The 26,968-nt window shown below is 69.6% G+C and carries 3 protein-coding genes; all 3 read left to right on the top strand.

Going from position 1 to position 26,968, the window contains the following annotated elements:
* The first annotated feature begins 35 nt into the window (after positions 1-35).
* The 3 genes from OG408_RS06235 to OG408_RS06225 all read left to right on the top strand — a co-directional run bounded on the left by OG408_RS06235 (position 36) and on the right by OG408_RS06225 (position 26,885).
* Complete coding sequence (locus tag OG408_RS06235) at positions 36-4,901, top strand: type I polyketide synthase (protein WP_326668747.1); 4,866 nt, start codon at positions 36-38, stop codon at positions 4,899-4,901.
* Positions 4,902-4,965: 64 nt separating this feature from the next.
* Positions 4,966-15,702: a type I polyketide synthase gene (locus OG408_RS06230; protein ID WP_326668745.1), complete on the top strand. Its 10,737-nt coding sequence runs from the start codon at positions 4,966-4,968 to the stop codon at positions 15,700-15,702.
* 8 nt (positions 15,703-15,710) lie between these two features.
* Positions 15,711-26,885 carry a type I polyketide synthase gene (locus tag OG408_RS06225; protein ID WP_326668743.1) on the top strand — a complete coding sequence of 3,725 codons (11,175 nt, stop codon included), beginning with the start codon at positions 15,711-15,713 and terminating at the stop codon, positions 26,883-26,885.
* Positions 26,886-26,968 lie beyond the last annotated feature (83 nt).

Raw genomic sequence — 26,968 nt, 5'->3', positions numbered from 1 at the left:
GGCCGACACCCGCACCGAGATTGGTTGAGGTTCAGATGGCAACCCAGGACAAGCTTCGCGACTACCTCCAGCGGGCCACGGCCGACCTGCGGCAGGTGAAGCGGCGTCTGCGCGAAGCCGAGGCCAGGGAACACGAGCCGATGGCGATCGTCGGCATGAGCTGCCGTTACCCCGGCGGCGTGACCTCCCCCGACGAGCTGTGGGACCTGGTGGCCGAGGGCCGGGACGGCATCACGCCCTTTCCCGTCAACCGCGGCTGGGACGTGGAGGGGCTGTACGACCCCGAACCCGCCACACCCGGACACACGTACGCCCGCGAGGGCGGCTTCCTCCACGAAGCCGACCGGTTCGACGCCGACTTCTTCAGAATGAGCCCCAAGGACGCCCGCGAGACCGACCCCCAGCAGCGTCTGCTGCTGGAGACGTCATGGGAGGCCCTGGAGCACGCCGGAGTGGACCCGCTCTCCCTCAAGGGCTCCCTCACCGGCGTGTTCGCCGGCGTCGTCTACCACGACTACGCCACCGACGGCGGCACCGGCGGCCTGGCCAGCGTCGCCTCCGGACGGGTCTCCTACACTCTCGGGCTCCAGGGCCCTGCCGTCACCGTCGACACGGCCTGCTCCTCCTCCCTCGTCGCGCTCGACTGGGCGGTCAAATCGCTGCGCACCGGCGAGTGCGACCTGGCCCTGGCCGGCGGCGTCACGGTGATGGCCACACCCACCTCCTTCGTGGGCTTCAGCCAGGAACGTGGCCTCGCCCCCGACGGCCGCTGCAAGTCCTTCGCGGCAGCCGCCGACGGCACGGGCTGGGGCGAGGGCGTCGGCATGCTCGTTGTCGAACGGCTCAGCGACGCCCGCCGCAACGGACACCAGGTGCTCGCCCTGATCCGCGGCAGCGCCGTCAACTCCGACGGGGCGAGCAACGGCCTCACCGCGCCCAACGGCCCGGCACAGCAACGGCTCATCCACCAGGCCCTCGCAGCCGCCCAGCTCACCGCCGACCAGGTCGACGCGGTCGAGGCACACGGCACCGGAACCACGCTGGGCGACCCGATCGAGGCGCAGGCCCTGCTCGCCACGTACGGCCAGGGCCGCCCCGCCGGCCGGCCGCTGTACCTGGGTTCGATCAAGTCGAACATCGGGCACGCCCAGGCCGCCGCCGGCGTCGGCGGAATCATCAAGATGGTGCAGGCCATGCGCCACGGCATCCTGCCCCGCACCCTCCATGTGGACGGACCGACACCGAACGTCGACTGGTCCACGGGCGACATCTCCCTGCTCACCGAAGCCATCGCCTGGCCCGACCTCGGGCGCCCGCGCCGGGCCGCGGTCTCCGCCTTCGGGCTCAGCGGCACCAACGCCCACGTCATTATCGAGGAGGCGCCCGCGGCCGTGGAGGCCGAACCGCCGGCCCCGCCCACCGTGACGTCCGCGTCGGCGCTGATCCCGCTGCGGATCTCCGCCAAGACACCCGACGCCCTCACGGAGCAGGCGCGGCGCCTGCTCGCCCATGCCGAGGCGCGTCCGGGCGAGGCACTGGTGGACCTGGGTCTTTCGTTGGCGACGACGCGTGCGGTGCTGGATCACCGTGCGGTGGTGCTGGCGGCGGATCGTGGGGCGGCGATGCGTGCGCTGTCGGACCTGGTGGCGGGCCGGGAGAGCGCGGATGTCGTGACGTCGGCGGGCTCCTCCTCCGCCGAGGGGCTGACGGCGTTCCTGTTCACCGGGCAGGGTGCACAACGCCTAGGAATGGGACGGGAGTTGTACGAGGCGTTTCCGGTGTTCGCGGCGGCGTTCGATGAGGTCGTGGGGGAGTTGGACGGCCGGTTGGGTCGTCCCCTGCGTGAGGTGGTGTGGGGTGAGGACGCGGCTCTGCTGAACGGGACGATGTTCGCGCAGGCGGGGTTGTTCGCGGCCGAGACCGCTCTGTTCCGTCTCGTGGAGTCGTGGGGTGTGCGGGCGGATGTGGTGGCGGGGCATTCGATCGGTGAGATCACCGCCGCGCATGTGGCGGGGGTGCTGTCGCTGGGTGATGCCGCTGAACTGGTCGTCGCGCGTGGCCGGTTGATGCAGGGGTTGCCGGGTGGTGGGGTGATGGTGGCGGTGGCCGCGTCGGAGGACGAGGTGCTTCCGTTGTTGGGTGAGGGGGTGGGGCTGGCGGCGGTGAACGGTCCGTCTGCGGTGGTGGTGTCGGGGGCGGAGCAGGAGACGCTGGCGGTCGCGGAGCACTTCGCGGGGCTGGGGCGCCGGACGAAGCGGCTGGCGGTGTCCCATGCCTTCCACTCACCGCTCATGGAGCCCATGCTCGACGCCTTCCGCGAGGTCGCCGCCCGGATGACGTATCACGCGCCGCGCCTCCCCGTCGTCTCCCACCTCACGGGCCGGCTTGCCGGGCCCGACGAACTCAGCTCGGCCGACTACTGGGTACGCCACGTCCGTGAGCCCGTCCGCTTCCATGACGGGGTGGGGACCCTGCACGCCGAAGGGGTCCGGGTGTTCATCGAGATCGGCCCGGACGCCGCCCTCACCCCCATGGCCGTCGACTGCCTGCCGTCCACCGACGACACCCTGTGCGTCCCCGTCCTGCGCCGTGCCCGCGACGAGGAACGCACCCTGATCACGACCGTCTCCCACGCCCACGCGCACGGCACCACGGTCGACTGGAACGCCTTCTTCGAGGGGCGTGGCGCCCGACGAGTCGCCCTGCCCACCTATCCCTTCCAGCACCGCAGCCACTGGCTGGGGCGCCCCGAGGCCCAGGACTCCACCGACACGGCCGCGGACCCGGCCGGAGCGGCCTTCTGGGAAGCAGTCGAACGGGAGGACGCCACGGCCCTCGCCGACCGGCTTTCGGTCACCGAGAGCGCACTCGGCGCGGTCCTGCCCGCGATGGCACGCTGGCGCCGCCTCCACCAGGAGAGGGCCGCCCTCGACGACCTCCGCTACCGCGTCGTCTTCCAGCCCGTGCCCGTACCGCCCGCCGGAGCCACCGCGCTCGACGCCCCCTGGCTCGTAGCCGTCGCCCACGGACAGACCGACACGCCCGCGGTCACCGCGATCCTGGCCGCACTCATCGAACGCGGCGCCTCCCCGCACGTCATCGAAGCGATCCCCGGCCTGAGCCGGACAGGCCTGGCCGCCCGCATCGCCGCGCAGCCCGCCGCCGGGATCCTGTCGCTGCTCGCCCTCGACGACCGCCCCGAACCCGCACACCCCCATCTCACCCGGGGCCTCACGGCCACCGTCACCCTCGTGCAGGCCCTCGCGGACACCCCCGACGCCCCCAGGCTCTGGTGCGCCACGCGGTCCGCCGTCGCCACCTCCCGATCCACGGAGCTGACCGCCCCGGAACAGGCCCAGTTCTGGGGTCTCGGCGGCGGCCTCGCCCTCGACCACCCCGGCACCTGGGGCGGCATCGTCGATCTCCCCGCCGAACCCGGCCCGGCCGACCTGCACCGCCTCTGCGACGTGCTCTCGGGTGCGACCGGAGAGGACGCGGTGGCCCTGCGCGCCGACGGCATCCTCGCCCGCCGCCTCGTCCGCGCCCCTCTGAACGACCGCACCCCGGTCCGGACCCCTCCGTCGCACGGCACCGCGCTGATCACCGGCGGCACCGGCGGTCTCGGCGCCCACGTCGCCCGTATGCTCGCCGCCGACGGCGTCCCGCACCTCATGCTCCTCAGCCGCCAGGGCGGCGCGGCCGACGGCGCCCGCGAACTGGCGGCCGAACTGGAGGAGTCCGGCACCCGGGTGACCCTCGCCGCCTGCGACGTCACCGACCGCGCAGCGCTGGCCCGGGTCCTCGGCACCGTCCCCGGGGAACTGCCGCTGACCACCGTCGTGCACGCGGCCGGTGCCATGCAGCGCATGGCACCGCTCACCGAACTGACCGACGAGGAGTTCGCGGCCGTGGGCCACGCGAAGGTCACCGGGGCCCGGCACCTCGACGAACTCCTCGGCGACCGCCCCCTCGACGCCTTCGTGCTCTTCTCCTCCGGCGCCGCCGTCTGGGGCAGCGCCGGACAGGCCGCCTACGCCGCGGCCAACGCCCGCCTCGACGCCCTCGCCCACCACCGCCGCGCCCGCGGGCTCACCGCCACCTCCGTGGCCTGGAGCTCCTGGCAGGGCGGCATGGTCGACGCCGAACTCGCCGCGGTGATGGAACGCATCGGCGCCCCCGCCATGGACCCCCGCCTCGCCATCGGCGCACTGAAGCAGGCCCTGGAACACGACGAGAGTCACCTCGTCGTCGCCGAGTTCGACTGGTCCCGCTTCGTCCCCACATACACGCTCGCCCGCCCCCGGCCCCTGCTCGACGCACTCGACGACGTGCGCCGGATCCTCTCCGCCGAGCCCACAGCGGCGGGCTCGGACGCGGAGGGCCTGATGGCCCGGCTCGCCGGCCTCTCCGAGGCCGAGCGCGGCCGCGCGGTGCTCGACCTCGTACGGACCCGTGTCGCGGCCCTGCTGGGATACGACACGGCCTCCCAGCTCGACCCGCAGCGCGCCTTCGAGGACCTCGGCTTCGACTCCGTCGCCGCCGTGGAACTCCGCCAGGCCCTGACCGCCGCCACGGGCGCCAAGCTGCCCGCGACGCTGATCTTCGACTACGCGACACCCACCGCACTCGCCGACCACCTGCACACCCGGCTCTTCCCGGACAGCGACGACACCGCCGCGCCCGTCCTCGCGGAGGTCGACCGGTTCGAGGCACTGGTCGGGGCGCTGGACATCGAGGAGATCCGCAGCAGCCGCATCACCTCACGGCTGCAGACCCTCCTCGACACACTGACCACCCTCCAGAGCGGCGAAACGGGGGTGGCCGCCGTACGGGACTCCCTCGACGAGGCCTCCGCCGACGACGTCCTCGCCTTCATCGACCAAGAACTCGGCCTCGCCTGACACGGGCACGCTGCCGTCATCTGACCCCTGCCGTCATCTGACCCCGAAGGACCGTGAGACCGACATGGCCAACGACGAGAAGATCCTCGACTACCTCAAAAAGGTGACCGCCGACCTGCACCGCACCCGGCGCCGCCTCCAGGACGCCGAGGCCGCCTCGCAGGAACCCATCGCGATCGTGGCCATGGGCTGCCGCTTCCCCGGCGGGGTGACCACCCCCGAGGAGCTGTGGCAGCTGGTGGCAGAGGGCCGCGACGCCGTATCGGGCATGCCGGACGACCGGGGCTGGGACCTCGGCCGGCTCATGGGCGAGGACACGTCGCAGCCGGGAACCAGCTATGTGCACCAGGGCGGATTCCTCGAAGGAGCGGGCGACTTCGACGCCGGGTTCTTCGGAATGAGCCCCATGGAGGCGGAGGCCACCGACCCGCAGCAGCGCCTCAGCCTCGAAGTCGCCTGGGAAGCCTTCGAACGGGCCGGAATCGACCCGGAGACCCTGCGCGGCGGGCGCGTCGGCGTCTACATGGGATCCGGCATCCAGGACTACGGCGACTTCCCCGAAGGCGTACCGGAGGCCGTCGAGGCGTACATGGCCACGGCGCGGGCCGCGTCCGTCATCTCCGGCCGCATCTCGTACGCCCTCGGCCTCGAAGGACCCTCCTTCACCGTCGACACCGCCTGCTCGTCGTCACTCGTCGCGCTCCACCTCGCCGCCCAGGCACTGCGCCAGGACGAATGCGGCCTCGCCCTGGCCGGCGGCGTCATGGTCATGTCGACGGCAGCACCCTTCGTCGCCTTCAGCAAGCAGCGAGGCCTCGCGCCCGACGGGCGGTGCAAGGCGTTCTCCGACAGCGCCGACGGCACGGGCTGGTCCGAGGGCGCCGGCATCGTCCTGCTGGAGCGCCTCTCCGACGCCCGCCGCAACGGGCACCCCGTCCTCGCCGTCATACGCGGCTCGGCCATCAACTCCGACGGGGCCTCCAACGGCCTCACCGCTCCCAGCGGCCCGTCCCAGCAGCGCGTCATCCGCCAGGCCCTCGCCAACGCACGCGTACCCGGCGCCCACGTCGACGCCGTCGAGGCGCACGGCACCGGGACCACCCTGGGGGACCCGATCGAGGCGCAGGCCCTGCTCGCCACGTACGGCCAGGACCGCACCGCCGAACATCCGCTGAGGCTCGGCTCGTTCAAGGCCAACATCGGCCACGCCCAGGCAGCCGCGGGCGTCGGCGGCGTCATCAAGATGGTCATGGCCCTGCGCAACGGCCTCCTGCCCAGAACCCTGCACGTCGAGCAGCCCTCCACCCACGTCGACTGGACCTCCGGCCACGTCAGCCTGCTCACCGAGGCCGAACCCTGGACGCGCCAGGGACACCCGCGTACCGCGGGCGTCTCGGCCTTCGGGCTCAGCGGCACCAACGCCCACGTGATCCTTCAGGAAGCACCGGAGCCGGACGCGGCCGAGGACCCCGACGGGACGAGCGTGGGGACGGCCGGGAGCCGGCCGGACACGGACGACCGGGCGCTCCCCTTCGTCACGCCCGGCGCGCCCGTCACGCCGTTCCTCCTCTCCGGACGCAGCGCCGCGGGTCTGCGCGCCCAGGCGGAGCGGCTGGCCTCCTTCGTACGGGACGGAGCCGGCGCCACCGCCCGCCACCGCGACATCGGCCACGCCCTGATGGCCACCCGCACCGCCTTCGAGCACCGTGCCGTCGTCCTCGACACCGGGGACCCCGAGTTCGCGGACGGCAGCGAGTCCACCCCCCTGCTCAGCGGCCTGGACGCGCTCGCGGCCGACGCCAAGGCACGCCACGTGGTGCGGGGAGCGGCCACCGGCCCCGCACAAGTCGCCTTCGTCTTCCCCGGCCAGGGCTCCCAGTGGGCCGGCATGGCTGTCGAACTCCTCGCCACGTCACCGGTGTTCGCCGACCGGATGCGTGAGTGCGCCGAAGCGCTGGCCCCCTTCACCGACTGGGACCTCCTCGACGTGGTCCACCAGCGCCCGGACGCACCCACCTTCGAGGAGGTCGACGTCGTCCAGCCGGTCCTGTGGGCCGTCATGGTCTCCCTGGCCGCCCTCTGGCGCGCGTGCGGCGTGGAGCCCGCCGCAGTCGTCGGCCACTCCCAGGGAGAGATCGCCGCCGCCTGCGTCGCCGGGGCCCTCTCACTGGAGGACGGCGCACGCGTCGTCGCCCTCCGCAGCAGGATCATCCGCCAGGACCTCGCCGGACGCGGTGGCATGATGTCGGTCGCCCTGCCCGCAGCCGAGGCCGAATCGGTGATGCGCGGCTGGGGCGACCGGCTCCAGATCGCCGTGGTCAACAGCCCCGCCTCCACCGTCGTCTGCGGCGAGAGGGAAGCCCTCGACGAGCTCTACACCCACCTGGAGGCCCAGGGCGTGCAGGCCCGCCGGATACCGGTGGACTACGCCTCCCACTCGGTGTTCGTCGAAGAGATCCGCGACCGCCTCCTGGCCGAGATAGCCGACGTGACACCCCGCCCGTCCACCACGACCTTCTACTCCACGGTGACCGGCGGCTCGCTCGACACGACAGCGCTCGACGCCGGCTACTGGTACGAGAACCTGCGCCGCACCGTGCGGTTCGAGGACACCACCCGTGCCATGCTCGACGACGGGTTCACCCTCTTCGTCGAGGCCAGCCCCCACCCGGGCCTCTTCATCGCCCTCGGAGAGACGATCGCCACGACCCCGGCCGGCGCCGCCGCCGTCGGATCGCTGCGCCGTCACAGCGGAGACCCCGCCCGGTTCGCGCTGTCACTGGCCGAGGCGTACGTGCACGGCGCCCCCGTCGACTGGAGCCTCTTCCACGACGCCGAGCCCGCCACCCGCGTGGAGCTGCCGACGTACGCCTTCCAGCGCGAGCGCTACTGGGTCACAGCCCCCACCGGGGCGGGCGATGTGCTGACCGCCGGTCTCGAAGCGACGGACCACCCGCTGCTCGGCGCGCGCGTGTCCGCTCCGGACACGGACGCACTCAGCCTCACGGGACGCCTGTCCCTCGGCACGCATCCCTGGCTCGGCGACCACCGCGTGGGCGACTCCGTCTTCTTCCCCGGCACCGGACACGTGGAGCTCGTCGGCTACGCGGCCGACATGGCCGGCTGCGCCGTCATCGACGAACTGACACTGGAAACCCCTCTCACCGTCCCCGAACGAGGCGGAGTCGCGGTACGCGTCACGGTCGGCACGGCCGGCTCGGACGGCAGGCGCCCGGTGACCGTGCACGCCCGCACGGAGGACGGCGACCAGCCCTGGACCCGGCACGCGACCGGAGTCATCGCTCCGGAGTCCCTGCGCGTGCGCGGATCATCCGCGGGCACTGGCTGGGCCTCGGCGCAGTGGCCGCCGGCCGGCGCCGAGCCGGTGGATCTGGACGGGTTCTACGAAGGCATGGCGGACGAGGGGCTGCGCTACGGCCCCGTCTTCCAGGGACTGACCGCCGCATGGCGCGCCGACGGCGACATCTACGCCGAGGTCGCCCTCCCCACCGGCACACCCGCGACCGATTTCCGGCTCCACCCGGCCCTCCTCGACGCGGCGTTGCACGGGGTGGCGTTGTCAGGTGCGGTGAGTGAGGGTGCTGCGTTGCCGTTCGCGTGGTCGGGCGTGTCGCTGGGTGCGGTGGGTGCTTCGGCGGTGCGGGTCCGGGTGTCGGCGGTGGGTGAGAACCGTGTGTCGGTGGTGCTGGCGGACACCGGCGGTGGAGTGGTGGCGTCGGTGGACTCGCTGGTGCTGCGCTCGGTGGGCGGAGAGCGGCGCGCCATGACGGAGTCGGGTGTGGCGGGGTCCCTGTTCGGGATGGATTGGCCCGAGACGGCGCTGCCGGACGCGGAAGCCTTCGAAGGTGTCTCGGTGGGGCGCTGGAACGACGTGAAGGGGACTTCGGACGCCGTACCGGATGTGGTGGTGTACGAATCACTGCGCACCGGCGAGGCAGGGGACGGCACTGCGGACGATGTCCGGACCGCGGTGGGCGAAGCGCTGGAAGTGGTGCAGGCGTGGTTGGCCGACGAGCGGTTCGGTGAGTCGCGTCTGATCGTGCGGACGAGGGGTGCCGTCGCGCTGCCGGGCGCAAGCCCGGCGGACATGGCGGGCGCGGCTGTGTGGGGTCTGGTGCGCTCGGCACAGTCGGAGAGCCCGGGACGGGTGGTGCTGCTGGACAGCGACTCGGACGAGGTGACGGACCTGGCCGCGCGGGTGACCGCCATGGGCGAGTCGCAGGTGGTGGTGCACGAGAACCGGGCCCACGTGGGTCGGTTGGTGCGTGTGGAACAGCCGGCCGACGAGAGCGCCGACGTGGAGTTCGATTCCGCGGGGACGGTGCTGTTGACGGGTGGTACGGGGACGTTGGGTCGGGTGTTCGCTCGTCATCTGGTGGTGGAGCGTGGGGTGCGGCGGTTGGTGTTGACGAGTCGTCGTGGTGCTGGGGTCGAGGGTGTGGGGGAGTTGGTCGAGGAGTTGGCGGGTTGGGGTGCGGAGGTGGTGGTGGAGGCGTGTGATGTGGCTGATCGTGCTTCTGTGGAGCGGGTGTTGGGGTCGGTTCCGGTGGATCGGCCGCTGGTGGGGGTGGTGCATCTGGCGGGTGTGCTGGATGACGGGGTGATCGGTTCGCTGACGGCGGAGCGGGTGGATGCGGTTCTGCGGCCGAAGGTGGACGCGGCACTGAACCTCCATGAGCTGACCCGTGACCTGGACCTCACCGCCTTCGTCCTCTTCTCCTCCGTGGCCGGTACCTTCGGCAACGCGGGCCAGGGCAACTACGCGGCGGCCAACGCGTTCCTGGACGCGCTGGCCACGTACCGCAGGGCGGAGGGTCTCCCCGCGCACTCCCTCGCCTGGGGCTTCTGGGACGAGGCCAGTGGAATGACCGGCAAGCTGTCCGGGGCCGAACGCTCCCGCATCTCGTCCGTCGGCGGAGTCTTCCCGATCTCCTCGGAGGGAGGCGTGGCCCTCTTCGACGCCGCTCTGAGGCTGGACCGGGCGGTGGTGGCCCCGGTGCGGCTCGACCTCGCCGCCGTGAGAGCCCAGGGCTCTGCGGCCCGCGATCTCTTCCGCACTCTGGTCCCCGTCGTCGCACGACGCAGGGCGGCAGGCCACATCGAGGCGAACGGTCTTCAGCAGCGGCTCGCCCGCATCCCCGAAGCGGAGCGCGAAGCCGTTGTCCTGGAGGCCGTCCTGGAACAGGTCGCCTCCGTCCTCGGCTACAGCTCGCTCCAGGCCATCGAGCCGGAGAAGGCGTTCAAGGACCTCGGCTTCGACTCCCTGCGTGCGGTGGAGTTCCGCAACGCGGTGTCCGAAGCCACCACGCTCCGCCTCCCCGCGACCGTCGTCTTCGACTACCCCACCCCCGCGGCCCTGGCCCGCCACCTGCTGGGGGAGCTGTCCGGGACCGACGCCCCCGAGGCGGCAACCCTCACCCCGGTGCGCCCGAACCCCGCCGCCCACGCCGACGACCCGATCGCGATCGTGGGCATGGCGTGCCGCTACCCGGGCAACATCGCCTCGCCCGAGGACCTCTGGCAGGCCGTGAGCGAGGGCGCCGACCTCATCTCCGACTTCCCGACCGACCGGGGCTGGAACCTGCGGAAGATCTACGACCCGGAAGGTGTACGACCCGACACCAGTTACGTCGCCCGCGGTGGTTTTCTCGACGACGCCCCTGGATTCGACCCGGCGTTCTTCGGTATCAGTCCGAACGAGGCCCTGATCATGGACCCGCAACAGCGGCTGCTGCTGGAGGCGTCGTGGGAGGTGTTCGAGCGGGCCGGCATCGACCCGCTCTCCCTCAAGGAGAGCCGCACCGGTGTCTTCGCCGGGATGATGTACCACGACTACGCCCACAACGCGAGCACGGGCGGCATCGCCTCCGGCCGGATCTCCTACGTACTCGGCCTCGAGGGTCCGTCGATGACGGTGGACACCGCGTGCTCCTCGTCGCTCGTGAGCCTGCACCTCGCGATCCAGGCGCTCCGCTCCGGCGAGTGCTCCCTCGCACTGGCCGGCGGCGTGGCCGTCATGTCGGAACCCGAGGTCTTCGTGGAGTTCAGCCGGCAGCGGGGGTTGGCGAAGGACGGGCGGTGCAAGTCGTTCGCGGGTGCTGCGGATGGTGCCGCGTGGTCGGAGGGTGTGGGTGTGCTGCTGGTCGAGCGGCTGTCGGACGCTCGTCGGCTGGGGCATGAGGTGTTGGCCGTGGTGCGGGGCAGTGCGGTGAATCAGGACGGTGCGAGTAATGGGCTGACGGCTCCGAATGGTCCGTCGCAGCAGCGGGTGATCCGTGCGGCCCTGGAAGGTGCGGGGCTGACCTCCTCCGATGTGGATCTGGTGGAGGCGCATGGGACGGGGACCCGGTTGGGTGATCCGATCGAGGCGCAGGCGTTGTTGGCGACGTATGGGCAGGGTCGTCCGGAGGGTGATCCGTTGTGGTTGGGTTCGTTGAAGTCGAATTTGGGGCATGCGCAGGCGGCTGCGGGTGTGGGTGGTGTGATCAAGGCGGTGCAGGCGATTCGGCATGGTGTGTTGCCGAGGACGTTGCATGTGGATGTGCCGACGCCGCAGGTGGATTGGTCGGCGGGTGCGGTGGAGTTGTTGACGGAGTCGCGGGCGTGGCCGGAGCGGGATCGTCCCAGGCGTGTGGGTGTGTCGTCGTTCGGTCTGAGCGGGACGAATGCGCATGTGATTGTGGAGCAGGCTCCGGTGGTCGAGGAGCTGGATGTATCGGTGACTGTTGAACTGCCGGTGGTTCCGGTGGTGTTGTCTGCGCGGAGTGAGGCGGGGTTGTCGGCGCAGGCGGGGAAGCTGTTGGGTGTTTCTTCCGCTTCGTTGTTGGATGTGGGTTTTTCGTCGGTGGTGTCGCGTGGGGTGTTGGAGCATCGTGCGGTGGTGGCGGCGTCGGATCGTGAGGAGTTGGTCCAGGGTCTGACGGCGCTGGCGGAGGGTGGGTTGTCGTCTTCGGTGGTGCGGGGTTCTCTGCGGCCGGCGGGCAAGGTGGCGTTCCTGTTCACGGGTCAGGGTGCGCAGCGGTTGGGGATGGGTCGGGAGTTGTATGAGGCGTTTCCGGTGTTCGCGGCGGCGTTCGATGAGGTCGTGGGCGAACTGGACGCCCGGCTGGGGCGTTCACTCCGTGAGGTGGTGTGGGGTGAGGATGCGGGTCTGCTGAACGGGACGATGTTTGCTCAGGCCGGGTTGTTCGCGGTGGAGACGGCGTTGTTCCGGTTGGTGGAGTCGTGGGGGGTTCGTCCGGACTTCCTGGTGGGTCATTCGGTGGGTGAGATCGCTGCCGCGCATGTGTCCGGCGCCCTGACCCTGGGCGATGCGGCTGAGTTGGTGGTGGCGCGTGGTCGCCTGATGCAGGGGTTGCCGGCTGGTGGGTCGATGGTGGCGGTGGAGGCGTCGGAGGCGGAGGTCCTTCCGCTGCTGAACGCTGAGGTGGGTATCGCCGCGGTGAACGGGCCTCGTTCTGTTGTGGTGTCGGGGGTGGAGTCGGCGGTTGCGGATCTGGTGGGGAAGTTCGCCGGTGAGGGCCGTAGGACGAGCACGCTGCGGGTGTCGCATGCGTTCCATTCGCCGTTGATGGAGCCGATGTTGGCGGAGTTCGGGGCGGTGGTGTCCGGGTTGTCGTTCGGTGCTGCGTCGATTCCCGTGGTGTCGGGTGTGACGGGGGAGTTGTCGCAGGAAGTGACGACGCCGTCGTATTGGGTGCGGCATGTCCGCGACGCGGTGCGGTTCGCGGATGCGGTGTCGTTTGTGGTGTCGCGGGGTGTGACGTCGTTTGTTGAGGTGGGTCCGGATGGTGTGCTGTGTGGGATGGCGCAGCAGTCGGTGGACGCCGAGCTGGCGGCAACGGTCTTCGTCCCGTTGGTGCGTAAGGGGCGTCCGGAGGTGGCCTCGACGGTTACCGCGCTGGGGCAGTTGCATGTGAGTGGTGTGCCGGTGGACTGGGCCCGCTTCTTCGAGGGCACGGGTGCGCGTCGTGTTGATCTGCCCACCTACGCCTTCCAGCACCAGAATTACTGGATCGTCGGCGAGCAGCACGGCGCAGACGCGGAGTCCATGGGGCAGGCGACGGCCGGTCACCCGCTTCTGAGTGCGGTCGTGACGTCGCCGGATGCCGACAGCGTGATCCTGACCGGTCGCCTGTCCACCGGCACCCAGAGCTGGCTGGCCGACCATGCACTCGGTGACGTCACGCTCTTTCCCGGCACCGGCTTCGTGGAACTGGCACTTAGGGCAGCGGACGAGGTCGGGTACGCCGGGCTTGAGGAGCTGACTCTGGAAGCGCCGCTGGTGCTGCCGGAGCATGAGGGCGTCGCCCTCCAGGTCGTCGTCGGTCCCTCCGACGACTCCGGCCGACGACCGGTGGCCGTGCACTCGCGAGGCGAAACGACGGATCAGCCGTGGGTGAGGCATGCCATCGGTTCGCTCGTCGCCGCCGTTGACACATCGGGGGCCGCCGACGTGGCGTGGGCCGCGGGACAGTGGCCGCCGGCCGGTACTGAGCCGGTTGAGCTGGACGGGTTCTACGAAGACATGGCGGAGGCGGGTCTGAGCTACGGGCCGTCCTTCTGCGGGCTGAGCGAGGCATGGCGGTCCGACGGACATGTCTACGCCGAGGTGGGCCTCCCCGAAGGGGTCGAGCCCGGCACCTACGCCCTGCACCCCGCCCTCTTCGATGCGGCGTTGCACGGGGTGGCGTTGTCAGGTGCGGTGAGTGAGGGTGCTGCGTTGCCGTTCGCATGGTCGGGCGTGTCGCTGGGTGCGGTGGGTGCTTCGGCGGTGCGGGTCCGGGTCTCGGTGGAAGGCGAGGGCCGGGTGTCGGTGGCACTCGCCGATGCCGGTGGAGCGATGGTGGCATCGGTCGGTTCGCTCGTGCTGCGCTCGGTGGAAGGGGAACGGCGCGCAGCGGCCGAATCCGGTGCACGGGGTTCGCTGTTCGGAGTGGAGTGGCCGGAGGTGGCGTTGCCCGGTTCCGGCGAGACGGCTGAGCTGACGGTGGGGCGTTGGGCTGACGTGGTGGGTTCGTCGAGTGTCGTTCCGGACGTGGTGCTGTTCGATTCGCTGCGCGCCGGTGAGGCGGAGGCCGTTCCTGCCGGTGTGGTGCGGGATGCGGTCTCCGAGGTGTTGGGGGTGGTGCAGGAGTGGCTGGGCGACGAGCGGTTCGGCCGGTCGCGGTTGGTGGTGCGGACGGTGGGTGCTGTCGCGTTGCCCGGTGAAGGCGTGGATGACCTTGCGGGTGGGGCTGTGTGGGGTCTGGTGCGATCGGCGCAGTCGGAGAACCCGGGGCGTGTCGTCCTGCTGGACGGTGAACTGAGCGCACCTGCCGAGATGTCGCGGGTGGTGGCGCTGGGGGAGTCGCAGGTGGTGGTGCGTGAAGGACGTGCGCATGTGGGCCGCCTCCAACGCGTCGTGCCGTCCGATGGCGACCGGCAGGTCGTGGAGTTCGATTCCGCGGGGACGGTGCTGTTGACGGGTGGTACGGGGACGTTGGGTCGGGTGTTCGCTCGTCATCTGGTGGTGGAGCGTGGGGTGCGGCGGTTGGTGTTGACGAGTCGTCGTGGTGCTGGGGTCGAGGGTGTGGGGGAGTTGGTCGAGGAGTTGGCGGGTTGGGGTGCGGAGGTGGTGGTGGAGGCGTGTGATGTGGCTGATCGTGCTTCTGTGGAGCGGGTGTTGGGGTCGGTTCCGGTGGATCGGCCGCTGGTGGGGGTGGTGCATCTGGCGGGTGTGCTGGATGACGGGGTGATCGGTTCGCTGACGGCGGAGCGGGTGGATGCGGTTCTGCGGCCGAAGGTGGACGCGGCACTGAACCTCCATGAGCTGACCCGTGACCTGGACCTCACCGCCTTCGTCCTCTTCTCCTCTGCCGCCGGGGTGATCGGCAACGCGGGCCAGGGCAACTACGCGGCGGCCAACGCGTTCCTCGACGCGCTGGCCACGTACCGCAGGGCGGAGGGTCTCCCCGCGCAGTCCCTCGCCTGGGGGCCGTGGGGCGACGGGGGTATGGCGTACAGCCTGCAGAGCGCCGACTCCCAGCGCATGCGCCGGACCGGCATCGCAACCCTGTCGGCCGAGGAGGGAACCGCCCTTTTCGACGCGGCCGAGACGGCCGGTGGTGCGGCACTCGTCACCATGCGGGTCGATCTCACCGGGACGGACGCTCCGGGACCGGACGAACTGCCGGACCTGTTCCGAGGGCTCGTACGGCCCGGCGTCCACCGCGCCGTCGACACGACGGCCTCCGGCGCGGCGGCGTTCCGCCAGCGGATGAACGCGCTGACCGACGAAGAGCGCACGGACCAGGTGCTCGATCTGGTACGGGCCCACGCGGCAGCCATCCTCGGCTACGCCGGCGCCTCGGCCATCGAGCCGGACCGGGCGTTCAAGGAGCTCGGGTTCGACTCACTGGCCGCGGTGGAGTTCCGTAACGGCCTGTCCCAGACCACGGGGCTGCGCCCGCCGGCGACGTTGGTCTTCGACTACCCGAACTCCCGCGTGCTCGCGAAGTACCTGGCAGAGGAACTGCGTCCCGACTCGACGACGGACGCCCAGGACGTCGAGGAGGAGCGGGTCCGGCGCATTCTCAAGGGAATTCCCCTGAGCCGGCTCAGGGACGCAGGACTGATGGAAGTTCTCTTCGATCTGGCCGGCGCTCACGAAGAGCCGGCGAACCCGGCCGAGGACACGGACGAGAACTCGACCGCATCCATCGACTCGATGGATGCGGAGAGCCTGATCAGCATGGCACTCGAAGGTTCCGGCCTTGACGACGCGACGCAGGGAATGTGAGATCCCCGATGACTAATTCTGACGAGAAGCTGGTCGCCGCGCTGCGTGCGTCGCTCAAGGAGAACGACCGCCTGCGGGCCCACAACAGGAAGCTGTCGTCCGCGGCCCGCGAGCCCATTGCCATCGTCGCGATGAGCTGCCGCTTTCCAGGAGGAGTCGAATCGCCGGAGGCCCTGTGGCAACTGGTGAACGACGGTGTGGACGCGATATCCGAATTCCCGAACAATCGTGACTGGAATGTCGGATCTCTCTACGATCCGACCGGTGAGCGACCGAACACCACGTACGTCAACAAGGGTGGATTCCTTCACTCCGCAGACACCTTCGACCCGGTCCCCTTCGGTATCAGTCCGAACGAGGCCCTGATCATGGACCCGCAACAGCGGCTGCTGCTGGAATGCTCGTGGGAGGTGTTCGAGCGGGCCGGAATCGACCCGGCCACACTGAAGGGCAGCAAGACCGGTGTGTTCGCCGGGATGATGTACCACGATTACCCCCACAACAGCGCTACCGGTTCCATCGCGTCAGGCCGCGTGTCCTACGCCTTCGGCTTCGAGGGTCCGTCGATGACGGTGGACACGGCATGCTCCTCGTCGCTCGTGAGCCTGCACCTGGCGGCCCAGGCGCTGCGGTCGGGCGAGTGCTCCCTCGCGCTGGCCGGCGGCGTGGCCGTCATGTCGACGCCTGAGGTCTTCGTGGAGTTCAGCCGGCAGGGCGGCCTCTCCAAGGACGGCCGCTGCAAGTCGTTCGCGGGTGCCACCGACGGCACCAGCTGGTCGGAGGGGGCCGGCCTCCTGCTCCTGGAGAAGCTCTCCGACGCTCGCAGCAACGGACACCCGGTCCTTGCGGTGTTGCGGGGTAGTGCGGTGAATCAGGACGGTGCGAGTAATGGGCTGACGGCTCCGAATGGTCCGTCGCAGCAGCGGGTGATTCGGGCGGCGTTGGCTGATGCGCAGATTTCGTCGGATCAGGTCGATCTGGTGGAGGCGCATGGGACGGGGACCCGGTTGGGTGATCCGATCGAGGCGCAGGCGCTGTTGGCGACGTATGGGCAGGGTCGTCCGGAGGGCGATCCGATCTGGCTGGGTTCGTTGAAGTCGAACCTGGGCCACACCCAGGCCGCGGCCGGTGTGGGTGGTGTGATCAAGGCGGTGCAGGCGATTCGGCATGGTGTGTTGCCGAGGACGTTGCATGTGGATGTGCCGACGCCGCAGGTGGATTGGTCGGCGGGTGCGGTGGAGTTGTTGACGGAGTCGCGGGCGTGGCCGGAGCGGGATCGTCCCAGGCGTGTGGGGGTGTCGTCGTTCGGTCTGAGCGGGACGAATGCGCATGTGATTGTGGAGCAGGCCCCGGTGGTCGAGGAGCCGGATGTATCGGTGACTGTTGAACTGCCGGTGGTTCCGGTGGTGTTGTCTGCGCGGAGTGAGGCGGGGTTGTCGGCGCAGGCGGGGAAGCTGTTGGGTGTTTCTTCCGCTTCGTTGTTGGATGTGGGTTTTTCGTCGGTGGTGTCGCGTGGAGTGTTGGAGCATCGTGCGGTGGTGGCGGCGTCGGATCGTGAGGAGCTGGTCCAGGGCCTGACGGCGCTGGCGGAGGGCGAGCTGTCGTCTTCGGTGGTGCGGGGCTCGGCCCGGCAGGCCGGTGCCACGGCCTTCCTGTTCACGGGTCAGGGTGCGCAGCGGTTGGGGATGGGCCGGGAGTTGTATGAGGCGTTTCCGGTGTTCGCGGCGGCGTTCGATGAGGTCGTGGGCGAACTGGACGCCCGGCTGGGGCGTTCACTCCGTGAGGTGGTGTGGGGTGAGGATGCGGGTCTGCTGAACGGGACGATGTTTGCTCAGGCCGGGTTGTTCGCGGTGGAGACGGCGTTGTTCCGGTTGGTGGAGTCGTGGGGGGTGCGTCCGGACTTCCTGGTGGGTCATTCGGTGGGTGAGATCGCGGCCGCGCATGTGTCCGGCGCCCTGACCCTGGGCGATGCGGCTGAGTTGGTGGTGGCGCGTGGTCGCCTGATGCAGGGGTTGCCGGCTGGTGGGTCGATGGTGGCGGTGGAGGCGTCGGAGGATGAGGTCCTTCCGTTGCTGAACGCTGAGGTCGGTATCGCCGCGGTGAACGGGCCGCGTTCCGTGGTGGTGTCGGGGACGGATGCTGCGGTGCGTGAGCTCGTGGCGGTGTTCGAGGGTCAGGGCCGCAGGACGAGCACGCTGCGGGTGTCGCATGCGTTCCATTCGCCGTTGATGGAGCCGATGTTGGCGGAGTTCGGGGCGGTGGTGTCCGGGCTGTCGTTCGGTGCACCGTCGATTCCCGTGGTGTCGGGTGTGTTCGGTGATCTTTCTGAGTCGTGGGGTTCGGCGGAGTATTGGGTGCGGCATGTCCGCGACGCGGTGCGGTTCGCGGATGCGGTGTCGTTTGTGGTGTCGCGTGGTGTGACGTCGTTTGTTGAGGTGGGTCCGGATGGTGTGCTGTGTGGGATGGCGCAGCAGTCGGTGGACGCCGAGCTGGCGGCAAGGGTCTTCGTCCCGTTGGTGCGTAAGGGCCGTCCGGAGGTGGCCTCGGCGGTTACCGCGTTGGGGCAGTTGCATGTGAGTGGCGTGCCGGTGGACTGGGCCCGGCTCTTCGAGGGCACGGGTGCCCGCCGCGTCGATCTGCCCACCTACGCCTTCCAACGCGAGCGGTACTGGATGCAGGCGGAGACCGGTGGTAACGACCCCGGCTCGCTGGGCCTGGGAGCCACCCGCCATCCGCTGCTCGGGGCGATCGTCACTCTGGCGCAGGCTGACGAGGTGGTGCTCACCGGAAGGCTGTCTCTGGGCGATCAGGCATGGATTGCCGACCACGCCGTGCTGGGCAGCGTGCTCCTCCCCGGCACGGCCTTCGTTGAACTGGCCGTCAGGGCAGGCGACGAGGTGGGTTGCGACCTGGTGGAAGAACTGATGTTGCAGGAACCGCTGGTGCTCCCCGAACAGGGCGGAGTCGCGATTCAGGTAGCGGTCGGCGCGGCCGATCCGGCGGGGCGACGCACGGTCAGCGTGTATTCACGGGGCGACGGTGCCGATCACGCCCCGTGGACACGTCATGCCGAAGGCATCCTTGCCGTGGGCGGCAGAGTCCCAGCGGCGGACCTGACCGCGTGGCCGCCGAAGGGCGCGGAGGCGATCGGCGTCGAGGGCGCCTACGAGCTCCTCTCGGAGCGTGGATACGGTTACGGGCCGGTGTTCCAGGGGCTCAAGGCGGCATGGACGTCGGGGGAGGAGCTGTACGCGGAGATCGCACTTCCCGACTCGGAGCACGACGACGCCCGGCGCTTCGGTCTGCACCCCGCTCTGCTTGACGCGGCCATGCACGTGGCGCTCATCGATGACGGTTCACGGAGCGACGAATCGACCGTGCTGCCCTTCGCCTGGACCGATGTCGCTCTTCATGCGGCAGGGGCATCGGCCCTCCGCGTCCGGATTGCACCGGCGGGACAGGACAGCGTCTCGGTCTTGGTGGCCGATGGATCCGGTCAGCCCGTGCTCACAGTCGGCGCACTGGTCTCTCGTCCGGTGTCGGTGGAGCAGTTGGTGGGGTCGGGTGGGGGTGGTGGGTTGCATGAGGTGGTGTGGCGGCCGTTGGTGGGTGCCGGCGCTGCTGTTTCGGGTGTTGTGGGTGGGGTGTTTGAGGTGCCGGTGTTGGTGGGTGTGGATCCGGTGGTGGGTGTGCGGTCGGTGTTGGGTGGGGTGCTTGAGGCGGTTCAGGGCTGGTTGGAGGGTGATGAGGCTGGTCGGTTGGTGGTGGTGACGCGGGGTGCGGTCTCGTTGCCTGGGGATGTGGGTGTTGATGTGTGTGGGGCGCCGGTGTGGGGGTTGGTGCGGGCGGCGGAGGCGGAGAATCCGGGTCGGTTTGTGTTGGTGGATGTGGATTCTGTGGGTGGTTCGTTCGCTGATGTTGCGGATGCGGTGGTTGGTTCGGGTGAGTCGGAAGTGGCTGTGCGTGGGGGTGAGTTGTTGGTTCCGCGGTTGGTTGAGGTGGGTGGGGTCGGTGGTGGTCTTCCGGTGGTGGTGCCGGGTGGGGTGGTGTTGGTGACGGGTGGGACCGGGGGTTTGGGTGGTTTGGTGGCGCGGCATTTGGTGGAGGTGTATGGGGTGCGGCGTTTGGTGTTGGCGGGGCGGCGTGGTGTGGAGGCTCCGGGGGTGGGGGAGTTGTGTGAGGTGTTGCGTGGGTTGGGTGCTGAGGTGTCGGTGGTGGCGTGTGATGTGTCGGATCGGGGTGCGGTGGCTGGTCTGGTGGAGGGTGTGGGTGCTGGTCTGGTGGGTGTGGTGCATGCGGCGGGTGCGGGTGACAACGGTTTGGTGGGGTCGATGGATGGGGCCCGGCTGGATCGGGCGTTGGGTGCGAAGGCGGATGGTGCTTGGTATTTGCATGAGCTGACGCGTGAGCTGGATTTGGCGTTCTTTGTGTTGTTCTCGTCGGCGGGTGGTTCGGTGCTGGCGGCGGGGCAGGCGAATTATGCGGCGGCGAATGTGTTCCTGGATGCGCTGGCGGTGCAGCGTCGGGCGGAGGGGTTGCCGGCCACTTCGCTGGCGTATGGGCTGTGGGCGGGTGCGGGGATGGGGCAGTGGTTGGGTGAGGCGGATCTGGAGCGGATGAGGCGGCAGGGTCTTCCGGCGTTGCAGCCGGATCAGGGTCTGGCGTTGTTCGACGCGGGTCTGGCGTCCGGCCGGGCCGCTCTGGTCCCGCTGCCGATCGACGTCACCGCGCTGCGGACCCGTACCGACACCATCCCCGCACTCCTCCGCGACCTCGCACCCACCACCACCAGGCGACCCGCCGCCCGCGCGGTGGCTGGAGCCGGAGACGGGCAGGAACTGCTCCGCGTCCTGGCGGGACTCGACGACGAAGAGCGTGCCCGTAAGCTCCTGGAGACGGTCTGCGGCCGAGTGGCCAAGGTGCTGGGCCACGCGTCGGCCCAGGCGATCGAGGCGGACCGGCCCTTCCAGGATCTCGGCTTCGATTCGCTCAGCGCAGTCGAGCTCCGTAACGAACTGAACCTGACGACCGGGCTCAGGCTTCCCGCGACGCTCGTTTTCGACTACCCCACCTCGCGGGCCGTAGCGGGGTACATCGACGGTGAGCTGGTTGGAAGCGGGACGCGGGAGTCGGAACAGCCTGGCAGCAGCCTCGCTGTGCAGGCCCTGGACGACGAGCCGATCGTCATCGTGGGCATGGCCTGCCGCTACCCGGGCGGAGTGACGTCACCCGACGACCTGTGGGATCTCGTCGCCGAAGGCCGTGACGCGGTTTCCGGCTTTCCGCGCGACCGCGGCTGGGACATCGACGGCGTGTACGACCCCCAGCCGGGTATGCCCGGCAAGACCTACGCGAACGAGGGCGGCTTCCTCTACGACGCCGGTGACTTCGATCCGGCGTTCTTCGGCATCAGCCCGAACGAGGCCCTGATCATGGACCCGCAGCAGCGCCTCCTGCTGGAGGCGTCGTGGGAGGTGTTCGAGCGGGCCGGCATCGACCCCCGGTCCCTGAAGGGGACCAGGACGGGTGTCTTCGCCGGCCTGATGTACCACGACTACGGCCAGGGAACGGAGGCCGCCGCGACCACGGGAGGCAGCCTGGTGTCAGGCCGTATCTCCTACACGTTGGGCCTCGAAGGGCCTTCCCTGACGGTGGACACCGCGTGCTCCTCGTCGCTCGTGAGCCTGCACCTGGCGGTCCAGGCGCTGCGGTCGGGCGAGTGCTCGATGGCACTGGCGGGCGGTGTGGCCGTGATGTCCACCCCGGACATGTTCGTGGAGTTCAGCCGGCAGCGGGGGTTGGCGAAGGACGGGCGGTGCAAGTCGTTCGCGGGTGCTGCGGATGGTGCCGCGTGGTCGGAGGGTGTGGGTGTGCTGCTGGTCGAGCGGCTGTCGGACGCTCGTCGGCTGGGGCATGAGGTGTTGGCCGTGGTGCGGGGCAGTGCGGTGAATCAGGACGGTGCGAGTAACGGCATGACGGCTCCGAATGGTCCGTCGCAGCAGCGGGTGATCCGTGCGGCCCTGGACGGTGCGGGGCTGACCTCCTCCGATGTGGATCTGGTGGAGGCGCATGGGACGGGGACTCGGTTGGGTGATCCGATCGAGGCGCAGGCGTTGTTGGCGACGTATGGGCAGGGTCGTCCGGAGGGTGATCCGCTCTGGCTGGGTTCGTTGAAGTCGAATTTGGGGCATGCGCAGGCGGCTGCGGGTGTGGGTGGTGTGATCAAGGCGGTGCAGGCGATTCGGCATGGTGTGTTGCCGAGGACGTTGCATGTGGATGTGCCGACGCCGCAGGTGGATTGGTCGGCGGGTGCGGTGGAGTTGTTGACGGAGTCGCGGGCGTGGCCGGAGCGGGATCGTCCGCGGCGTGCTGGTGTGTCGTCGTTCGGTCTGAGTGGGACGAATGCGCATGTGATTGTGGAGCAGGCCCCGGTGGTCGAGGAGCCGGATGTATCGGTGACTGTTGAGTTGCCGGTGGTTCCGGTGGTGTTGTCTGCGCGGAGTGAGGCGGGGTTGTCGGCGCAGGCGGGGAAGCTGTTGGGTGTTTCTTCCGCTTCGTTGTTGGATGTGGGTTTTTCGTCGGTGGTGTCGCGTGGGGTGTTGGAGCATCGTGCGGTGGTGGCGGCGTCGGATCGTGAGGAGCTGGTGCGGGGTCTGACCGCGCTGGCTGGGGGTGGGCTGTCGTCTTCGGTGGTGCGGGGCTCGGCCCGGCAGGCCGGTGCCACGGCCTTCCTGTTCACGGGTCAGGGTGCGCAGCGGTTGGGGATGGGCCGGGAGTTGTATGAGGCGTTTCCGGTGTTCGCGGCGGCGTTTGACGCTGTCGTGGGTGAGCTGGATGCGCGGTTGGGGCGTTCACTCCGTGAGGTGGTGTGGGGTGAGGATGCGGGTCTGCTGAACGGGACGATGTTTGCTCAGGCCGGGTTGTTCGCGGTGGAGACGGCGTTGTTCCGGTTGGTGGAGTCGTGGGGGGTGCGTCCGGACTTCCTGGTGGGTCATTCGGTGGGTGAGATCGCGGCCGCGCATGTGTCGGGTGCTCTGTCGCTCGGTGATGCGGCTGAGTTGGTGGTGGCGCGTGGTCGGTTGATGCAGGGGTTGCCGGCTGGTGGGTCGATGGTGGCGGTGGAGGCGTCGGAGGCGGAGGTCCTTCCGTTGCTGAACGCTGAGGTGGGGATTGCGGCGGTGAACGGGCCGCGGTCTGTTGTGGTGTCGGGGACGGATGCTGCGGTGCGTGAGCTCGTGGCGGTGTTCGAGGGTCAGGGCCGCAGGACGAGCACGCTGCGGGTGTCGCATGCGTTCCATTCGCCGTTGATGGAGCCGATGTTGGCGGAGTTCGGGGCGGTGGTGTCCGGGTTGTCGTTCGGTGCTGCGTCGATTCCCGTGGTGTCGGGTGTGACGGGGGAGTTGTCGCAGGAAGTGACGACGCCGTCGTATTGGGTGCGGCATGTGCGCGAGGCGGTGCGGTTCGCGGATGCGGTGTCGTTTGTGGTGTCGCGTGGTGTGACGTCGTTTGTTGAGGTGGGTCCGGATGGTGTGCTGTGTGGGATGGCGCAGCAGTCGGTGGACGCGGAGCTGGCGGCAACGGTCTTCGTCCCGTTGGTGCGTAAGGGGCGTCCGGAGGTGGCCTCGACGGTTACCGCGCTGGGGCAGTTGCATGTGAGTGGTGTGTTGGTGGACTGGGCCCGGTTCTTCGAGGGGACGGGTGCGCGTCGTGTTGATCTGCCGACGTATGCCTTCCAGCGTGAGCGTTTTTGGTTGGAGTGTGTGGGTGGTGGGGATGCGGGTGGTTTGGGGCAGGTGGTGGTGGATCATCCGGTGTTGGGTGCTGCGGTGGCGTTGCCGGATTGTGGTGGTGTGGTGTTGACGGGTCGTTTGTCGGTGGAGGGGATGGGGTGGTTGGGGGATCACGTGGTGTTGGGGTCGGTGTTGTTGCCGGGGGCGGCGTTTGTGGAGTTGGTGGTGCGGGCTGGGGATGAGGTGGGTTGTGGGGTGGTGGAGGAGTTGACGTTGCGGGCGCCGTTGGTTGTTCCGGAGCGTGGTGGTGTGGCGTTGCAGGTGGTGGTGGGTGGTTCGGATGAGGTGGGGTCTCGTTCGGTGCGGGTGTTTTCGCGTCGGGAGAGTGCGGGTGCGGTTGGTGAGTGGGTGTTGCATGCGGAGGGTGTTGTGGGTGTGGCTGAACCCGCGCCGACCTTCGACCTCACCGACTGGCCCCCGCCGGGCGCGATCCGGGTCGAGGTGGCTGACCTGTACGACACCCTTTCCGAGCGTGGTTACGGCTACGGGCCGGTCTTCCAAGGGCTCAAGGCGGCATGGACCGTCGGCGACGACATCCTCGCCGAGGTCGAACTCGATGAGTCCGTGCACGCGGATGCCAGGCGTTTCGGGTTGCACCCCGCTCTGCTCGACTCCACCATGCACGCTCTCGGTCTGCATGCCGACGACTTCGAATCCGGCTCGGCCGAGGACGGCCGTCCCGCACTTCCCTTCTTCTGGGAGGGCATCCGCCTGTTCTCGTCCGGTCCGACCGCGTTGCGCGTACGCCTCACGAGGTCCGACGACACCGTCTCCCTGGCCATGGCCGACGCAGCCGGAGAACCGGTCCTTTCGGTGGACGGGCTGACACTCCGTCCGGTGTCGGTGGAGCAGTTGGTGGGGTCGGGTGGGGGTGGTGGGTTGCATGAGGTGGTGTGGCGGCCGTTGGTGGGTGCCGGCGCTGCTGTTTCGGGTGTTGTGGGTGGGGTGTTTGAGGTGCCGGTGTTGGTGGGTGTGGATCCGGTGGTGGGTGTGCGGTCGGTGTTGGGTGGGGTGCTTGAGGCGGTTCAGGGCTGGTTGGAGGGTGATGAGGCCGGTCGGTTGGTGGTGGTGACGCGGGGCGCGGTCTCGTTGCCTGGGGATGTGGGTGTTGATGTGTGTGGGGCGCCGGTGTGGGGGTTGGTGCGGGCGGCGGAGGCGGAGAATCCGGGTCGGTTTGTGTTGGTGGATGTGGATTCTGTGGGTGGTTCGTTCGCTGATGTTGCGGATGCGGTGGTTGGTTCGGGTGAGTCGGAAGTGGCTGTGCGTGGGGGTGAGTTGTTGGTTCCGCGGTTGGTTGAGGTGGGTGGGGTCGGTGGTGGTCTTCCGGTGGTGGTGCCGGGTGGGGTGGTGTTGGTGACGGGTGGGACCGGGGGTTTGGGTGGTTTGGTGGCGCGGCATTTGGTGGAGGTGTATGGGGTGCGGCGTTTGGTGTTGGCGGGGCGGCGTGGTGTGGAGGCTCCGGGGGTGGGGGAGTTGTGTGAGGTGTTGCGTGGGTTGGGTGCTGAGGTGTCGGTGGTGGCGTGTGATGTGTCGGATCGGGGTGCGGTGGCTGGTCTGGTGGAGGGTGTGGGTGCTGGTCTGGTGGGTGTGGTGCATGCGGCGGGTGCGGGTGACAACGGTTTGGTGGGGTCGATGGATGGGGCCCGGCTGGATCGGGCGTTGGGTGCGAAGGCGGATGGTGCCTGGTATCTGCATGAGCTGACGCGTGAGCTGGATTTGGCGTTCTTTGTGTTGTTCTCGTCGGTGGGTGGTTCGGTGCTGGCGGCGGGGCAGGCGAATTATGCGGCGGCGAATGTGTTCCTGGATGCGCTGGCGGTGCAGCGTCGGGCGGAGGGGTTGCCGGCCACTTCGCTGGCGTATGGGCTGTGGGCGGGTGCGGGGATGGGGCAGTGGTTGGGTGAGGCGGATCTGGAGCGGATGAGGCGGCAGGGTCTTCCGGCGTTGCAGCCGGATCAGGGTCTGGCGTTGTTCGACGCGGGTCTGGCGTCCGGCCGGGCCGCTCTGGTCCCGCTGCCGATCGACGTCACCGCGCTGCGGACCCGTACCGACACCATCCCCGCACTCCTCCGCGACCTCGCACCCACCACCACCAGGCGGCGCAGCACCGTCTCCAAGGCCGACGCGACGTCTCTCCGGCGGCGGTTCGCGCAGGCCGACGAGGCCGGGCAGGAAGCGCTCCTCATGGAGCTCGTCCTGGGGCGGGCAGCCACGCTCCTCGGGCACAGCAGTGCGGACGCCCTCGACGCACAACGGGACTTCCTGGAGTCCGGGTTCGACTCGCTGAGCGCGATGGAACTCCGTAACGCTCTGATGAAGGACACCGGACTGAGGCTGCCTCCCATGGTGGTCTTCGACAGCAAGAGCCCGGCGGAGCTCGCCCGGCTGCTGCGTACGGAACTCCTGGCGGCCGGCCCACTCGCGACCGGCGACAGCGCCGGACAAGGGGCATCAGCGGGATCATCCGTAGCACTTGGCGCGACGCAGAGCGCGACCGGAAGCGGTGAGGTCGAGGCCGCCTCGGCCGACGGGCAGCCGGAGACGCTCCGCGACATGTTCCACGCCGCCGTCGTCTCCGGCCGGGCGGACAAGGGATTCGCGCTCCTCCAGGCGGCCGCCGACGTACGGCCGGGCTTCGGTTCGTTGGACGAGATCGACCGGCTCCCCGCAGCAGTACGTCTCGCGGACGCCGCTGAGGGACCGCATCTCATCTGCCTCAGTACCCCCATGGCCACCGGCGGTGTCCACCAGCACGCGCGTCTGGTGTCCCACTTCGGAGGCCGGCACAGGATATCCGCGCTGCCCGTCCCCGGGTTCCTCGCGGGCGAAAGCCTGCCCACGTCCTCCGACGCGGCGGTCCAGGCGCTCGCGCGGAGCGTGCTGGACACGGCGGGCGGGAAGCCGTTCGTGCTGCTCGGCTACTCCTCCGGAGGCACCCTCGCCTACGCCACCGCCGGCCATCTGGAACGGGAATGCGGGGTGCGCCCGGCGGGCGTCATCCTGTTGGACACGTTCAAGGTGCACGACGGCGGCAGCGAGGGCGTGCCCCTCGACGGCCTTGCGCTCGGCATGTTCGACAAGGAGGCGGTCTTCGGCCGGTTCGACAGCAGCAGGCTCTCCGCGATGGGCCGCTGGGTGGAACTGGTCCCGCAACTCCCGCTCAACCCGGTCGAGGCCCCGGTGCTCTTCGTCCAGTGCACCCAGTCCTTCGTCCCGGACGGGGACGACTTGTCTCCCGACCTGGTCAGCGGCCGGGCCGAGCCCTGGGAGGCGGCCCACACCCTGCGGACCGTCCGCGCCAATCACTTCACCCTCGTCGAGGACCGCGCCGATCAGACCGCACAGGTCATCGACGCATGGCTGGCTTCGCAGGAATCGGCGCCTGCCTCCGAGTGACCCACCGAGTGACCGACCGGTGACCGAGTGCGACCGTATCCAAGACGGTACGCACAGATGCGCACAGAACCGAAGCGATCGAT

Origin of the sequence: Streptomyces sp. NBC_01257 (genome assembly GCF_035917255.1) — a bacterium.
Taxonomy (GTDB): domain Bacteria; phylum Actinomycetota; class Actinomycetes; order Streptomycetales; family Streptomycetaceae; genus Streptomyces.
This window is presented reverse-complemented; position numbering and strand designations above follow the sequence as displayed.